At 71.7% G+C, this 16,098-nt stretch carries 13 protein-coding genes; 8 read left to right on the top strand and 5 right to left on the bottom strand.

Annotation, left to right across the window (positions count from 1 at the left end; all coding sequences use genetic code 11):
* Positions 1–15: 15 nt before the first annotated feature.
* Complete coding sequence (locus ACIO6U_RS27590) at positions 16–546, top strand: MarR family winged helix-turn-helix transcriptional regulator (protein WP_401723203.1); 531 nt, start codon at positions 16–18, stop codon at positions 544–546.
* A 21-nt stretch (positions 547–567) separates the two neighbouring features.
* Here the strand turns inward: ACIO6U_RS27590 and ACIO6U_RS27585 are convergent, their stop codons facing one another.
* Entirely contained in the window at positions 568–975 is a 408-nt protein-coding gene (locus ACIO6U_RS27585) for a nitroreductase/quinone reductase family protein (protein ID WP_401723482.1), read from the bottom strand.
* Between the two features lie 735 nt (positions 976–1,710).
* Here ACIO6U_RS27585 and ACIO6U_RS27580 point away from each other — a divergent pair.
* On the top strand, positions 1,711–2,481 hold the full coding sequence (locus ACIO6U_RS27580; RefSeq protein WP_391052081.1) for a GDSL-type esterase/lipase family protein: 771 nt from the start codon (positions 1,711–1,713) through the stop codon (positions 2,479–2,481).
* A gap of 88 nt (positions 2,482–2,569) precedes the next feature.
* Here ACIO6U_RS27580 and ACIO6U_RS27575 read toward each other — a convergent pair whose 3' ends face one another.
* Entirely contained in the window at positions 2,570–3,118 is a 549-nt protein-coding gene (locus ACIO6U_RS27575) for an isochorismatase family protein (protein ID WP_391051992.1), read from the bottom strand.
* Positions 3,119–3,417: 299 nt separating this feature from the next.
* On the opposite strand from ACIO6U_RS27575, the gene ACIO6U_RS27570 reads away from it, so the two are divergent.
* Both ACIO6U_RS27570 and ACIO6U_RS27565 read left to right on the top strand, forming a co-directional pair.
* Positions 3,418–4,581 (top strand): 4-hydroxybenzoate 3-monooxygenase, encoded by a 1,164-nt coding sequence (locus tag ACIO6U_RS27570; protein ID WP_401723479.1) that lies wholly within the window; start codon positions 3,418–3,420, stop codon positions 4,579–4,581.
* Between the two features lie 188 nt (positions 4,582–4,769).
* Positions 4,770–6,503, top strand: a complete 1,734-nt coding sequence (locus ACIO6U_RS27565) for a methyltransferase (protein WP_401723199.1) — start codon at positions 4,770–4,772, stop codon at positions 6,501–6,503.
* 101 nt (positions 6,504–6,604) lie between these two features.
* On the opposite strand, the gene ACIO6U_RS27560 is transcribed toward ACIO6U_RS27565, so the two are convergent.
* Entirely contained in the window at positions 6,605–7,798 is a 1,194-nt protein-coding gene (locus tag ACIO6U_RS27560; protein ID WP_355340599.1) for an RtcB family protein, read from the bottom strand.
* A 168-nt stretch (positions 7,799–7,966) separates the two neighbouring features.
* Between ACIO6U_RS27560 and ACIO6U_RS27555 the strand changes: the two genes are divergently transcribed.
* The 3 genes from ACIO6U_RS27555 to ACIO6U_RS27545 all read left to right on the top strand — a co-directional run bounded on the left by ACIO6U_RS27555 (position 7,967) and on the right by ACIO6U_RS27545 (position 11,493).
* On the top strand, positions 7,967–8,878 hold the full coding sequence (locus tag ACIO6U_RS27555; protein WP_401723196.1) for a hypothetical protein: 912 nt from the start codon (positions 7,967–7,969) through the stop codon (positions 8,876–8,878).
* Between the two features lie 37 nt (positions 8,879–8,915).
* A complete protein-coding gene (locus tag ACIO6U_RS27550; RefSeq protein WP_391052000.1) occupies positions 8,916–9,623 on the top strand; it encodes a DUF3558 domain-containing protein in 708 nt (235 codons plus the stop codon).
* Positions 9,624–9,786: 163 nt separating this feature from the next.
* Positions 9,787–11,493 carry a DUF2637 domain-containing protein gene (locus ACIO6U_RS27545; protein WP_401723192.1) on the top strand — a complete coding sequence of 569 codons (1,707 nt, stop codon included), beginning with the start codon at positions 9,787–9,789 and terminating at the stop codon, positions 11,491–11,493.
* 97 nt (positions 11,494–11,590) lie between these two features.
* Here the strand turns inward: ACIO6U_RS27545 and lysS are convergent, their stop codons facing one another.
* The gene (gene lysS / locus ACIO6U_RS27540; RefSeq protein WP_401723189.1) at positions 11,591–13,330 is read right to left on the bottom strand and encodes a lysine--tRNA ligase; all 1,740 of its coding nucleotides are present in this window, start codon (positions 13,328–13,330) and stop codon (positions 11,591–11,593) included.
* Positions 13,331–13,556: 226 nt separating this feature from the next.
* Here lysS and argS point away from each other — a divergent pair, with 226 nt between their 5' ends.
* On the top strand, positions 13,557–15,341 hold the full coding sequence (gene argS / locus ACIO6U_RS27535) for an arginine--tRNA ligase (RefSeq protein WP_355340613.1): 1,785 nt from the start codon (positions 13,557–13,559) through the stop codon (positions 15,339–15,341).
* 3 nt (positions 15,342–15,344) lie between these two features.
* Here argS and ACIO6U_RS27530 read toward each other — a convergent pair whose 3' ends face one another.
* Entirely contained in the window at positions 15,345–16,094 is a 750-nt protein-coding gene (locus tag ACIO6U_RS27530) for a GAF and ANTAR domain-containing protein (protein WP_355340616.1), read from the bottom strand.
* Positions 16,095–16,098: the final 4 nt, after the last annotated feature.

The following is a 16,098-nucleotide window of genomic DNA, read 5'->3' as shown; positions in this document are numbered from 1 at the left end:
GGTATTGTGGAGGGCATGAGCGCACGCAGATCGCTGGACTCGCCCGAACCGCTCGATCACGTCGCCCGGATCCAGCGGGAGTGGGCCCGCGAACGGCCGGACGTGGACGTACGGCCGCAGGGCGTCATCGGCCGGCTGCACCGGCTCGCGGGCCGCCTCACCGAGGAGCTGTGCGTCGTCTACCGCGAACACGGCCTCGGCGAAGGCGACTTCGACGTCCTGGCCGCGCTGCGCCGCGCGGGCGCCCCCTTCGAGCGGGCGCCCTCGGAGCTGGCCGAGCACACCATGGTCACGACCGGCGCGATGACCAAACGGATCGACCGCCTGGAGCGCGCGGGTCTGGCGACCCGGCGCCCCAGCGAACTCGACGGCCGTGGCCGGGTGGTCGCGCTCACCGCGCACGGCCGCGAGGTCATCGACCGCGCCTTCACGGCCCACATGGCCAATGAGCGCCGCCTGCTGGGCGCCCTGACCGGCGACGAGGCCGCCCAGCTCGAAGTCCTGCTGACGAAGTGGCTGGCCCGGGTCGAACCGCGCGGCGAGTGACCCGGCCGGTCCGTGGCGGACTCAGTCCTCCGGGTCGAGGTCGACGCACATCGTGAGCAGGTTGGTCCCGAACGCCCGGACCGCCGCGCTGTTGAACTTCGGCAGCCGCTTCAGCCGCTCACGCGGGTCGTCGTCGTCCACGAGGGTGGCCGTACCGGCGTGCCACTTGCCCTTGATCTGTACGCGTACGCGCGGGTCCGCCTCGATGTTCCGCACGTACTGCGACTGCCGGCCGAATTCGCTGACCCACCAGAAGGTGGTCCCCTCCAACGCACCCCCCACCGGCGTCCGCCGCGGCTTCCCGCTGACCCGCCCGGTCGTCTCCACCACCGCCGCCCCCGGCGTGAACGCCGCCGTCCGCCGCGCCACCGGATTCACCACCCACCGCTGCCCCCAGACCACCAGCCCACGACCCGCCACACCCACCACTCCCTCATCCACCCGCACCAACCCAACACCCCCCCTTCTACCCCCCACCCGCCTCCGGCGGACACACCCGGCCGGGGCGGGGTTGCACAGGGTGGACACGGGCCCCCGCCCGACGAGCCACCGCCGACCCCTCGGCACCCCCCCGCCTTCGGCGGACGCACCCGGCCGGGGCGGGATCGCACAGGGCGGGCACGGGCCCCCGCCCGACGAGCCACCGCCGACCCCTCGGCAACCACCCGCCTCCGGCGGACACACCCGGCCGGGGCGGGGTTGCACAGGGCGGGCACGGGCCCCCGCCCGACGAGCCACCGCCGACCCCTCGGCAACCCCCCGCCTTCGGCGGACGCGCCCGGCCGGGGCGGGGTTGCACAGGGTGGACACGGAACCGTCGCCGGATGGCGGGATGGTGCTGATGTGGTGTGGGTTGACGTGAGCATGTTTGGCGGAGCCACATCATTGGGGATGATTCCCGCGGCGTTCTTCGCGCGTAGATCCTTACGACAGCAGGGCCGTTGACGCTGGAGCCGCTTGATGCAACACCCTGTGCAGCCAGAAATCAGAGCGTTACCCCGTCCCCCCACTCACCCCCCACCGTCACCGCCATCGCGGTCTACCGCTCAGAGCCATCTTGACATGCCCACCTCAGCGCGCCCCGGCGCAACTCGTTGCTGAAGTGATCGCTGAAGCGATCGTCCCGCCGATGGAGGTTCCGTGAACCGCACCAAGTCCCTCTCCATGCTGGCCACGTTGGCCATGGGCGCCGCCCTGGCCCTCGTGGGCGTCAGCCCGGCCCACGCCGCAGGCCCCGCCTATGTCGCCCTGGGCGACTCGTACTCGGCCGGAAACGGCGCGGGAAACTACGACAGCGCCAGCGGCGACTGTCACCGCAGCTTCAGCGCCTACCCATACCTGTGGAAGAACGCGCACGCCCCGTCCTCCTTCGCCGACACCGCCTGTTCCGGCGCGGTGACCTCGGACGTGCTGAACAACCAGCTCGGCCCGCTCAACTCCTCCACCGGCCTGGTCACCATCACCATCGGCGGCAATGACGCGGGCTTCTCCGACGTCATGACCGCCTGCGTGACCGGCTCCGACAGCGACTGCGTCAACCGGGTGAACACGGCGGAGAACTTCGTCAGGAACACGCTGCCCGCCCGTCTCGACGCGGTCTACAACGCGATCCACGCCAAGGCCCCCTCGGCGCACGTCGTCGTCCTGGGCTACCCCGACATGTACACCCTCAACACCTTCTGCGTCGGCCTCAGCGCCACCAAGCACGCCAAGATCGACGAGGCCGCCGACGTGCTCGACACCACCACCGCGGCCCGCGCCGCCGCGCACGGCTTCTCCTTCGGCGACGTCCGCTCGACGTTCAAGGGCCATGAGCTGTGCTCGGGCGACGCCTACCTCCACTCGCTGGTCATCTCGCCGAGCTGGGAGTCGTACCACCCGACCGCGACCGGCCACTCCAGCGGCTACCTGCCGGTGCTCAACGCCAACGACTGACGCCCGCCCCGACCCGGCCGAAGGCCCCCGCCCGCTCAACCCCCCACCGGGCAGGGGGCCTTCGCGTACGCACGTCGCGGCGGCGGCCTCAGAATTCGACGTCCTTCGTCGCGACCGTCCCCGCCGTGCGGCCGGGGGCCGCCTGGAAGCTCCAGTAGAGATTGGTGTGGGCGATCACCTGGGCCGGGGGCGGCGCGCCCCACTCGGTCAGATCCTCCGTCGTGTGGGCGTCCCCGACCAGCGTCGTGTCGTATCCCCGCACGAACGCGCCGTGCAGCGTGGAGCGGACGCACGCGTCGGTCTGGCCGCCGACGACGATCAGGCGCCCGACGCCGAGACCGGCCAGGACCTCCTCCAGGTCGGTGTCCTCGAAGGAGTCGCCGTACACCTTGTCGATGTGCGGCTCGGCGTCGTCCGCGCCCAGTTCCGGCGCGATCCGCCACGGCTCGCTGCCTTTCGTCCGGTCCTCGCCGGAGTCCTGGACCCAGACCACCGGGGCCTGTCTCTCCCGCGCCCGCGCGACCAGCGCGGCGATGTTGGCGACCACCGCGTCCCGTTCATGGCAGCCGTCGAGCACGCCCACCTGCGAGTCCACCACGAGGAGTGCGGTGTGCGGCCGGTTCTTGAGAGTGGTCATGGTCTTTCCCCCTTGCTCACGCGCCGTTCTGCTCACGCCCTGCGTCGCACAGAGCGTCACGTCCTGCGTCACGTCCTGTCGTCACGTCCGGCGTCACGCTCCGTGTCGGTCTCCGCCACCGTAACCCCCGCCACTGACAACGGGCCCGACGATCTCTTTGCCGTATCGAGCCGCGCATTCAGGTGATTCCGGTACGAAGGGCGATTTTCAGCCACCTAGTATCTGGTTCCGTGACAGACGGGAAGAGCCGGCGGCGACCGGCCGACCACACCAGCGGGGCGGGCGGCAGCGCGACCGACGTGGTCGTCCTCGGGGCCGGTCCCGCCGGGCTCGTGCTCGGCAACATCCTTGTGGACCGGGGGATCGACTGCGTCGTGCTGGAACGGGCCGGGGCCGCGCGGGTGCGGACCCGTGCGCGCGCCGGATTCCTGGCGGCCAACACCGTGCGGATTCTCGAACGGCACGGCCTCGCCGAGGGGTTGCGGCGGCGCGGGCAGCCCCACAGCACCTGCGAGTTCCGTACCGAGGACGGCCGGTTCCGGCTGGACTACGGCGCGCTCGGGCAGCGCGAACCGCACACCGTCTACCCCCAACAGGACCTGGTGAGCGACCTGTTGACCCGGTTCCAGGAACGCGGCGGGCAGATTCGTTTCGGCACCGAGGCCGTGGCCGTACGCGACGTCGACGGCGAGCGGCCCGAGGTCGTCGCGCGCGAGGCCGACGGACGGCCGGGCCTGTGGCGGGCGCGGTACGTGGCCGGTTGCGACGGGCGGCACGGCGCCGCCCGGCGTTCGCTGCCGCCCGGCGCCGTCCGCCACCACCGCGATCACGGCGTGACCTGGCTCGGTCTGCTCGCCGAGGCGCCGCCCAGCCTGGACGCGGTCGGATACGCGGTGCACGAGCGCGGGTTCGCCGGGCACATGGCCAGGACCAGCGAGGTCACCCGCTACTACCTCCAGTACGAGCGCGGCGCCCCGGCCGACGCGTGGTCGGCGGAGCGGATCTGGGACGAGCTGGAACTGCGCATGCGGGCGCGGGAGTTCGGGCCGCTGCGGCGCGGCCGGTTCGTCCAGCGGTCCGTCGTCGACCTGGAGTCCGACGTGCTCGAACCCCTGCGCCACGGGACGCTGTTCCTCGTCGGCGACGCCGCCGGTCTGATCAGCCCGTCCGCCGCGAAGGGCGCCAATCTGGCCGTACTCGAAGCGGCGGTCCTGGCCGACGCCCTGGCCGCCGATCTCACGGCCGGGGACCCGCGCGGCCTCGACGCCTACTCGGCGCGCTGCCTGACGCACATCTGGCGGGCGCAGGAGTTCTCGCACTGGATGATCGGGCTGCTGCATGGCCCGACCGGCGCGGACGGCGAGTCGCTGTTCCACAACTCCCTGCGCCGCGCCCGCCTCGCCTCATTGCGCACGTCGCGCAGCCAGCAGGACTGGTTCGCCGAGCACTACGTCGGCGTCTAGCCGTTCCGGCCCGCCGCCCCAACCACCCGCCCGCGCACCGCCGTTCACGCATCCCCGTACGTGCGGCCGTATCCCGCACCGCCGCATCCCCGCACCGCCGCATCCCCGCACCCGTCTCGCGTACACCCGTCCGCGTACACCCGTACGCGGACGACCGAACCCCGGAACGAATGAGGGTCCCCCCGCACATGATCACGGCACTGTCGGGCGAGACGTCCGACGCGTCCCGCCTGCGCGCGACGGTCGACTTCGTCAGGGAGCAGGACACCGCCACGCTGCTCCGGCTCCTGCTTCCCGGGCTCGACGGCCCGGAGTTGCGGGCGCTGGCGGAGCGCTGCGCCTTCTCGCACGCGGCGCTGCTCGTCTTCCCGTCCGGCCGGGCGGAGTTGGAGGCCACGCTCGCCGACTGCGGGCTGGTCGCGGACGCGCCGACGCCGAGCGTCGTCGTACGCGAGCGGCTGGCCGTACGGCACAAGCGCCGCGCGGCGGAGCTGGACGTCGCGATTCTGCGGCCTGCGGTGGAGTGCCGGGACGGGGTACGGCGGACGGTCGAGGTGTTCGCGCTGACCGTGCCACCGGGCTCCGGCCTCGGCGAGGTCGCGGCGTACGAGCGGGCGCGGCAGCACGAGACGCATGTCGCCTTCGAGGTCGAGGCACCGGACCCGCTGGTGCTGCGCGGTCTGTGCGCGGCCTTCGGGCAGTACGGCGCGACGCCCGACGGCGGCGGCTACAACCCGCACGAGAACGGCACGGTGTTCTACTTCGCCGCGCCCGCCGAGGCCAAGGCCGGTTACGGGCGGGTGGAGTTGTACGTGCCGGGCGACCACCGCGACCTGCTCGACGCGCACTTGGAGGCGCACCGGGCGCGGCAGCCCGCCGAGACCTTGCTGCGGCTGCTGACCGGGGCGTGGACGACGCAGGCGCTGGCGGCGTTCGCGCGGCTGGAGGCGGCGGACGCGATGGACGGGGAGCGGGGCATCGGCCTGGCCGAACTGGCCCACACGGTCGGCGCGTTGGCACCCAACCTGGCCACCTTGCTGCGGTACCTCACCATGCTCGGCGTGGTGAGCGAGGACCGCGACGGCTTCCGGCTCACGGACACCGGCGGGCTGCTGCGGGCGGACGCCGAGGGGTCGATGCGGTCGCTGGCGCTGATGTACGGGGGGCCGTTCTACGCGTCCTTCGCCGGGCTCGACCACACCGTGCGCACCGGACAGGTCGCCTTCGAACGGCACTTCGGCGAGAACCACTTCGAGCACTTCGCCCGCGATCCCGAACTCGCCGGGCTGTTCGACCAGTCGATGGCCGCCGGCGCCCGGATGTTCGACCCGCTGCCCGACCACCCGGTCCTCGTCGCGGCGGCCGGAGCGGCGGCCGGAAGGGCGGCCGAAGCGCCGGCCGAAGAAGCCGAGGGAGCCGAAGGAGCCACCGTGGTCGACATCGCGGGCGGCAACGGCGAACTGCTCGGCCGAATCCTTTCCGCACACCCCCGCCTACGCGGTGTCCTGCTGGAGCGCCCGCACACCGTCGAGACCGCCCGCCGCCTGCTCGGCGCGGCCGGTCACACCGGGCGGTGCGCCTTCCTCCCGGGCTCCTTCGCCGACGTGCCCGCGGGCGGCGACGTCTACATTCTGTCCCGCGTCCTGCACGACTGGGACGACGACCGCTGCCGCGAGATCCTGCGGCACTGCGCCCGCGCGATGTCCCCGGCCGCCGAACTGCTCGTCGTGGAACGCGTCCTGCCCGACGACGGCTCGGCCTCCCTGGCCACCGCCTGGGACCTGCACATGATGTGCAACGTCGGCGGTCGCGAACGCCGCGCCGACCACTACGCCCGCCTGTTCGCCGACGCGGGCCTCACCCTTCTCGGCCGCTCGCCCCTCCCCCTGGACGGCACCGTCCTGCACGCCCGCAGGGCCTGAGCCGCGCCCCCGCACACGAAGCCGTAGCCGAAGCCGAAGCCGAAGCCGTAGGAAGGAACCCGCCACGGGCGCACGGCTCCAGGAGCCGTGCGCCCGACGCGTCAGCCCTTGACGCAGACGACCTGCTTCAGCTTGGCCACCACCTCGACCAGGTCGCGCTGCTGGTCGATGACCTGGTCGATGGGCTTGTAGGCGGCCGGGATCTCGTCGACGACGCCGGAGTCCTTGCGGCACTCGACGCCGCGGGTCTGGTCCTCCAGATCGCGGGTGGTGAAGCGGCGCTTGGCCGCGTTCCGGCTCATGCGGCGGCCGGCGCCGTGGGAGGCGGAGTTGAACGCTGCGGAGTTGCCGAGGCCGCGGACGATGTAGGAACCGGTCCCCATGGAGCCGGGGATGATGCCGTGGTCGCCGGAGCCCGCGCGGATGGCGCCCTTGCGGGTGACCAGGAGGTCCATGCCGTCGTAGCGCTCCTCCGAGACATAGTTGTGGTGGCAGGAGATGACCTCGTCGAAGGTCGGCCGGGCCTTCTTGAACTCCTTGCGGATGACGTCCTGGAGGAGCGCCATCATGATGGCGCGGTTCTTCTTGGCGTACTCCTGCGCCCAGAACAGGTCGTTGCGGTACGCGGCCATCTGCGGGGTGTCCGAGACGAAGACCGCGAGGTCGCGGTCGACCAGGCCCTGGTTGTGCGGCAGCTTCTGCGCCTGGCCGATGTGGAACTCGGCCAGCTCCTTGCCGATGTTGCGGGAGCCGGAGTGCAGCATCAGCCATACGGCGCCGGACTCGTCGAGGCAGACCTCCACGAAGTGGTTGCCGCCGCCGAGCGTGCCCATCTGCTTGGTCGCGCGGTCGGCGCGGAACCTCACGGCCTCCGCGAGCCCGTCGAAACGGTCCCAGAAGGAGTCCCAGCCGGAGGTCGCCATGCCGTGGAAGCGGCCGGGCGCGACCGGGTCGTCATGCATGCCGCGTCCGACCGGAATCGCCTGCTCCACCTGGGAGCGCAGCCGGGAGAGGTCGCCGGGCAGGTCGTTCGCCGTCAGGGAGGTCTTGACCGCGCTCATACCGCACCCGATGTCGACGCCGACCGCCGCGGGGCAGACCGCGCCGTGCATCGCGATGACGGAACCGACCGTGGCGCCCTTGCCGTAGTGGACGTCCGGCATGACGGCCAGGCCCTTGATCCACGGCAGCGAGGAGACATTGCGGAGCTGCTGCATCGCGACGTCCTCGACCGTGGTCGGGTCCGTCCACATCCGGATCGGCACCCGGACACCCGGCACCTCGGTATAAGACATGACAATCCCCCGTAAACGGCAAAATCAAGGATGCCTCACGCGATAAAACCGCCCCAAGAGGTGGTTTGGGTGAAGCTTGCGGTAGACATTGTGTCCACGGCGCACCCGCTCACGCCAAAGGTTTAGCGCGCGGGAGCGGCAGAACCTGAGGGGAAGGGGGCCCGCCCAGTGCGGTCCACGCGAAGTGTCCCGGCGGCGCGAGGTGCCCAGGCGACGCGACGTGCTCCGGCGGCACGCGGCCTCCCGGCCGCCGTCGGCACGGCCGTGACCGCGGTGGCGCTGGCCCTGGCCACGCTCGGCGCGTGCACCGGCGGCGGGGACTCGGCGGATTCCGCCTCGGACCAGAAGGCGCAGCTCGCGGGCGGCGGCAGTGCGAGCACGGTCTCGCCCGCGCCGCCCGGCAAGTACCAGACGCTGCCCGCCCCCTGCACGGCCGTCGGCCAGGAGCTGCTCAAGTCCCTGGTTCCCGCCGTCCCCGACGTCGCGGGCTCGGAGTCGCTCACGTACGACACGGACCGCCGGGTCGGCTGCTCCTGGCGCGGCACCCGGGCCGACGGCACGTCGAACACTCTGAAGATCGACCTCGAACGCGTCGTGTCGTACGACCCGGCCGTCAGCGACGAGGTCCAGGCCGACCTCGACTTCTCCAACGAGGCGGCCGACGCCTCGATCCCCCCGCTGTCGTCCTCCGCCACCCCGAGCGGCCAGCAGACGACCGCCACGCCGACCGGCGGTACGACGAGCGGCAACAATTCCACCACCGGCAGCGGTACGAACGGCGGCAACGGTACGAGCACGGGGTCCGCGACGAGTTCCGGCACGGCCGGTGGCGGCGGCACCGACCTCCTCCCCCGCCGCCTCACCGATGTGGGAAACGCCGCATTTATCAATGACGTCCTCAAGCCCCACGCACAGCCTCCCCGCCGCGACGTGACACTGGTTTTCCGCACCGCCAACGTCCTGGTGACCGTCACTTACGCGGAGTCGTCACCCCGTGGCAGTACGCCACCGGACAGTGCTGACCTGCAAAAAGGCGCCCAGCAGGTCGCGGAGCAGCTCCTGAGGAAAGTCAAGGACTGACCGGGGGCCGACAGCGCGGCCCTTTAGGGTGACCCCCATGGAACGTCGACACACCGCCTCCCGCCTCGCTCTGCTGCTCGCCTGTGCGGCCGTCCCCGCGATGGCTCTCGCGGGATGCTCGTCCGGTTCGGGATCATCCGACGCGAAGTCCTCGGCCTCCTCCCCCACGGGTTCCGGCCCGTCCGGCGGCTCGGCCACCCCGACCCTCGCGCCCGCGAAGTTCGCCGCGCTCCCGGCGTCCTGCAAGGCGATCACGCAGGCCACCGTGAACGCGCTGGTGCCGAAGGCCAAGACGCCCGGCGGCACCCCGGTGAAGTCCGACGACATCACCTCGCGCGCCGGCTGCTCCTGGACGGGCAACGGCAAGGACGGCTACCAGTACCGCTGGCTGTCGGTCACCCTTCAGCGCTTCACGTCCTCCACCGCGCTCGGCACGGCCGAGGACCAGGCGAAGAAGCGGTACACCGAGCAGGTCGGCACGTTGAACCAGGTCCCCGGCGCGGCCTCCGCCACCCTCACCGGCCTCGGCGACCAGGCGGCCTCGGTGGTCAGCAAGGCCACCGTCGCGAAGGTCACCTCGCAGAACGACTCGGTGGTCGTCCGCAGCGGCAATGTCGTGGTCCTGGTGGAGTTCAACGGCGCGGGCCTCGAAGGCAAGAAGAACCCGTCGGCCGGCGACGTACAGAGCGGTGCGCAACGGGCGGCCAAGGAGGCCGTCGCGGCGGTCGCGGCGGCGAACGCGTAACAACTCCCGCTCCCCTCGCCCCGGTATTCGCGCGTTTGTACGGCGTTCGTTCGTCAACGCCGCGCCTCTCCTTCTCACCCGTATGGCAGTCTGGGGCCCGCCGGAGCCGGTACGGCTCCGGTCCGCCAGTGAGGCTGGAGCCAAGGGGTAGGAGGGGTCGCGGGTGGCCGCGATACGTTTGACCCGGACGCACCGCATATTGATCGGCGTGGTCGTCACCGGAGCGGTGGTGATCGCGGGGATCGGCTTCGCCGGTTCGTACGCGGCCGTGCGCTCGCTCGCCCTGGACAAGGGCTTCGGCTGGTTCGCGAACGTCTTTCCGATCGGCGTGGACGCGGGCATCGTCGTCCTGCTCGCGCTCGATCTGCTGCTGACCTGGCTGCGCATCCCGTTCCCGCTGCTGCGGCAGACCGCGTGGCTGCTGACTGCCGCGACGATCGCCTTCAACGGCGCCGCCGCCTGGCCCGACCCGCTCGGCGTCGGCATGCACGCGATCATCCCGGTGCTGTTCGTGGTCTCGGTGGAGGCCGCCCGGCACGCGATCGGGCGGATCGCCGACATCACCGCCGACAAGCACATGGAGTCGGTGCGCATCACGCGCTGGATCCTCGCCCCCATCCCCACCTTCCGGCTGTGGCGCCGGATGAAGCTGTGGGAACTGCGGTCGTACGAGGAAACGATCCGGCGCGAGCAGGACCGCCTGGTCTACCGGGCGCGGCTGCGGGCGCGGTACGGCGTCGCGTGGCGTCGCAAGGCCCCGGTCGAGGCGATCATGCCGCTGCGGCTGGCGAAGTACGGGGTGCCGCTGGCGGAGACGGCCGACGCCGGACTCGAAGCGGCGGGCATCGAGATCACGCGCCCCGCCAAGGAGTTGACGGCCGGGCCCGAGTCGGCCGCGCCGATCGCGGCGGAGGCCGCGGAGCCGGTGACGGCGGCGCCGTCGAAGGCCGCCGCGAACGGGACGGTCAACGGAGCGGTGAGCGGAGCCGTGAACGGGGCGGTGAACGGCCATGTGAACGGCCACGCCCTCCCGAACGGCGTTCCCGACCTCGCGGCCGAGGCGGCCGCGGCCCTCGCGGAGGCGGCCCGGCAGCAGCAAAGCGCCCAGCAGAACGGACTCGCGGGCGGACAACCGGGCGGACAGCAGGCGGGCCAGCAGGACGGGCGGCAGTTCCAGCCGCAGTCGGAGTTCGAGCACCAACAGGCGTACGAGCAGCGGCAGTTCGAACAGTTCCAGCAGTATCAGCAGTACAACCAGCAGCCGTACCCGCAGGAGTGGCCCCAGCAGGACACGCCGGGCGCGCACGACAGTCCGTGGTTCGCCGCCGCCCAGCTCCAGGCCCAGCGCGAGCAGCAGGCGTTCATGGCGCAGCAGATGCAACAGGCCCAGCAGCAGGGGCAGCAAGGCCAACAGCAGGGGCAGCAGGGCCAACAGATCCAGCAGCAGCCGGAGCCGGAGCAGCCGCAGATCATGGTCCCGGCCGGCCCCAACCGGTCGCGCCCGCTGGGCGGTTCCGGACTGAACGGCAGCGCCGCCGCCGCGCAGCAGCGCTTCCAGCAGGGCCCCGAGCCGCAGTACGCCGCTCCGGAGCCGGAAGCGGTGCCCGCACCCGAGCCGGAGCAGCCTCCGGCGCCGGAATTCGTCTCGGGCCTCGAATTCCCCGACGGCATCTCGCAGGACGAGGCGTTCTTCGGCGCCTACCGCCGCTACGTCCGCGAATTCGGCACCTTCCCCAACGCCCGGCAGTTCGCCCGCTACCTCTCCGACATGTACACCGGTACGCCGCCGGAGGAGCGCGAGCTGGTCCCGTCCCTGCGCGACCTGCGCTACCGCTTCCAGTCCGAGTCGGACACCGAGCACATCCCGTAGACCGGGGGCCGTGAACCACAGGCCGCAGGCCGGGGGCCACGCATACGACGGGGGCGGAACCGCGGTCGCGGTCCCGCCCCCGATGCCGTACGAGCCCTTACGCGCCCGCGCCCTCGCCCGCGCCCAGCAGCGTGCGGACGCGGTCGGCGCCCACCGCGAGGAGCAGCGTCGGAAGGCGCGGACCGGTGTCGCGGCCGACCAGCAGCTCGTAGAGCAGGGCGAAGAACGACCGCTGGGCGACCTTCAGCTCAGGAGTCGGCTTGGCGTCCGGCTCAAGACCGGCCAGCACCTTGGGCACGGCGTAGACGAGGGTCGTCAGACCGTCCAGCGACCAGTGCGAGTCGAGGCCGTCCACCAGGAGCTTGAGCCCGGCGCGCTCGCTGTCGCCGAGGGCGGCGAGGCGGGCGGTGTCGGGCTCGGCGCGCACCACGGTGCGCTGCTCGGCGGGCACCTGGGTGGTGATCCAGGACTCGGCGCGGTCGAGCCGGGGCCGCACCTCGTCCAGCGAGCCGATCGGCCGGTCCGGGTCCAGCTCGGTCAGGATGCGCAGCGTCTGGGCCTCGGCGCCCGCGGTGATGTCGGCGACGGACGCCAGCGTGCGGTACGGCAACGGCCGCGCGGTACGCGGCAGCTCACCGGCGGCGGTGCGGGCGGCCCTGCTGTGCGCGGCGACGTCGGCCGGGAGCGCGGTGCCCTCGGCGACCTTCCGCTCCAGCGCGTCCCACTCGTCGTAGAGCCGCTGGATCTCCTGGTCGAAGGCGATCTTGAAGGACTGGTTGGGGCGGCGGCGGGCGTAGAGCCAGCGCAGGATCTGCGGCTCCATGATCCGCAGCGCGTCGGCGGGGACGGGCACACCGCCCTTGGACGACGACATCTTGGCCATGCCGGAGATGCCGACGAAGGCGTACATCGGGCCGATCGGCTGCTTCCCGCCGAAGATCGGGCCGACGATCTGCCCGCCGACCTGGAACGACGAGCCCGGCGAGGAGTGGTCGACGCCCGACGGCTCGAAGATCACGCCCTCGTACGCCCAGCGCATCGGCCAGTCGACCTTCCACACCAGCTTGCCGCGGTCGAACTCCTCCAGCCGGACCGTCTCCCCGTGCCCGCAGGCGCAGGTGTACGTCAGCTCGGTCGTCTCGTCGTCGTACGCGGTGACCGTGGTGAGGTCCTTGCCGCAGACCGCGCAGTACGGCTTGTACGGGAAGTAGCCCACGCCGGAGCCGCTGCCGTCGTCCTCGCCCGCCGCGCCCGAGCCCTCGGCGGCCTCCAGCTCGGCCGCGTCCACCGGCTTCTGCGACTGCTGCTTGGCCGGGGCCTTCTTCGTCCGGTACTGGTCGAGGATCGCGTCGATGTCGGCGCGGTGCCGCACCGCGTGCAGGATCTGCACGCGGTAGGCGCCCGCCTGATACTGGGCGGTCTGGCTGATGCCGTCGTACTCCACGCCCAGCTCGGCCAGCGACGCGGCCATCTGCGCCTTGAAGTGCTCCGCCCAGTTCGGATACGAGGACCCGGCGGGCGCGGGCACCGAGGTCAGCGGCTTGCCGATGTGCTCGGCCCACGACTCGTCGACCCCGGGGATGCCGACCGGGACCTTGCGGTACCGGTCGTAGTCGTCCCAGGAGATCAGGTGCCTGACCTCGTGCCCGCGCCTGCGCACCTCGTCGGCGACCAGGTGCGGGGTCATGACCTCGCGCAGATTCCCGAGGTGGATCGGGCCCGAGGGGCTGAGCCCGGACGCGACGACAACGGGTTTCCCGGGTGCGCGGCGCTCCGACTCGGCGATGACGTCGTCCGCGAAACGGGAGACCCAGTCGGCCTCGTTGCTCTCAGCCACGGTCCTCTTCTTCCTGAGGGTTCGATGGGGGTGTTCCGACGGCTCCGATTCTCCCAGACATCCGGCCCCCGATCGCCAGCGGATAACCCGGCCTGTGGATAACTCGCCCGCTCCGTCCCCACCTGTGGATAACCGGCTCGGCCCATCGGGGCTCGCGTGGGACACTGGGACCTCGCCTCACCGCGAGGCGAAGTCCGCTATCCACGACACACGGAACGGCACACCCATGGCCTCGGTCACCTCCCTGTCCGCTTCACTCCAGCAGCGTGTCTCGGCCGCCCTCGCGGCCGCCGTGCCGTCGGCCGACGGTGCCGACCCGCTGCTGCGCCGAAGCGACCGGGCCGACTTCCAGGCCAACGGCGTGCTGGGCCTCGCCAAGAAGGCGAAGGCCAATCCCCGGGAGCTGGCCGCCGCCGTGCTGGCCGGGCTGCCCGCGGACGGCCCCGACGGCCTGATCGGCGAGATCGAGGTGTCAGGACCCGGCTTCCTCAACATCTCGGTCACGGACACCGCGATCACCGCCAACCTCGCGCTGCGGGCCGCGGACGACCGGCTCGGCGTACCCCTGGCCGAGCACCCCGGCACCACCGTCATCGACTACGCGCAGCCGAATGTCGCCAAGGAGATGCACGTCGGGCACCTGCGGTCCTCCGTCATCGGCGACGCGATCGTGCGGATTCTGCGGTTCAGCGGCGAGACGGTGATCCCGCGGCACCACATCGGCGACTGGGGCACCCAGTTCGGCATGCTCGTCCAGTACCTGATGGAGCACCCGGACGAGTTGGAGAGCACGCAGACCACCGCGGACTCCGCGGTGGCCGGTGAGGCGTCGATGTCCCGGCTCGACCGGCTCTACAAGTCGTCGCGGACGCTCTTCGACTCCGACGAGGCGTTCAAGGACCGGTCCCGCAAGCGGCTGGTCGAGCTCCAGTCGGGCGACGCGGAGACGCTGAAGATCTGGCAGTGGCTGGTCGACGAGTCGCTGATCTACTTCCACTCCGTCTACGACAAGCTCGACATCGCGATCCAGGACGAGGACATCGTCGGCGAGTCCGGGTACAACGACATGCTGGTGGAGACCAGCGACCTGCTGGAGAAGTCCGGTGTCGCGGTCCGGTCCGACGGCGCGCTGTGCGTGTTCTTCGACGACATCAAGGGCAAGGACGGCGAGCCGGTCCCGCTCATCGTCCGCAAGTCCGACGGCGGCTTCGGCTACCCGGCCACCGACCTGTCGGCGGTGCGGGACCGGACGCAGAATCTGCACGCCACCACCTTGCTGTACGTGGTGGACGCCCGGCAGGCGCTGCACTTCCGGATGGTCTTCGAGACCGCCCGGCGGGCGGGCTGGCTGACCGACGAGGTCACCGTCAAGCACATCCCGTTCGGCACGGTGCTCGGCAAGGACGGCAAGCCGTTCAAGACCCGGGCGGGCGAGAGCGTCAAGCTGGAGGACCTGCTGGACGAGGCGGTGGAGCGGGCGACGGCCGTCGTCAAGGAGAAGGACACCAAGGGCGAGCTGTCGGACGCGGAGGTCGCCGAGCGCGGCACCGAGGTCGGCATCGGCGCGGTGAAGTACGCGGACCTGTCCACGTCCCTGGGCCGGGACTACGTCTTCGACCTGGACCGGATGGTGTCGCTCAACGGCGACACGAGCGTGTACATCCAGTACGCGTACGCACGGATCCAGTCGATCATCCGGCGCTCGGGCGACGCGCGGCCCGCGGCCCACCCCGAGCTGCCGCTGGCACCCGCCGAGCGCGCGCTGGGGCTGCTGCTCGACGAGTTCGGCGAGGCGCTGGCCTCGACGGCGGAGACGTACGAGCCGCACAAGCTCGCCGCGTATCTCTTCTCGGTGGCCTCGGCGTTCGCGACGTTCTACGAGCAGTGCCCGGTCCTCAAGGCGGACAGCCCCGCCGTGGTGGAGAACCGGCTCTTCCTCTGCGACGTCACCGCCCGCACCCTGCGGCAGGGTCTGACGCTGCTCGGTATCCGTACCCCCGAGCGCCTCTAGGAGCTAGGACCCCTCGGGCCCCTCCGGCTCGCGGAAGATCGCCGCTGTGTCGAAGTCCCCCTGGACGACGTCGTAGGCGAGCGCCGCGAGCCGCAGGTGGTGCGCGCGGGCGTAGCGGCGGAAGGCGCCGAAGGCGTCGTCCACCGACAGACCCCAGCGCTCGGCCAGCACGCCCTTGGCCTGCTCGATCACGATCCGGTTGGTCAGCGCGGTCTGGAGCTGCACGCGCTCGACCTGGCTGCGCTCCAGGGTCCGCTGCTGGAGGATCGCGATCGTGGCGATGTCCGCGAGCGCCTGCGCCAGCAGCCGGTCCTCCTCGCTGATCGGCGTCGACTCGCGCTGGAAGAGGCTGAGCGCGCCCACCACCCGCTGCCGCAGCCGCATCGGGAAGGCGTGGGTGCGGACGAATCCGGCCTCGGTGGCCCGCGTGGTGAAGTGCGGCCAGCGGGTCCGGGTGATCGGCGCGGTCAGGTCCACGTCGATGCGGGCGTCGCCGGTGCGGAAGCACTCCACGCACGGGCCCTGGTCGTGCTGGGACGCGAAGAGTTCCAGCAGCCGGGTGCTCTCGTCGGACGCGGCCAGCGGGTGCAGCGTGCCGTGCTCGTCCACGAGCAGGATGCCGACCGTCGCGATGTCCAGCAGTTCCGCGCAGCGCTGGGCGAGCCGCTGGAGGAAGTCGATGATGTCGAAGTCGTCGGTGAGCGAGTCGGCGACCTCCACGAAGACTTCGGTGAGGCGTTGCACACGCGTCATGGGG

Source organism: Streptomyces sp. NPDC087422 (assembly GCF_044744145.1).
Classification (GTDB): domain Bacteria; phylum Actinomycetota; class Actinomycetes; order Streptomycetales; family Streptomycetaceae; genus Actinacidiphila.
Note: the sequence above shows the minus strand (reverse complement) of the source record. Positions and strands in the feature narration are given on the sequence as shown.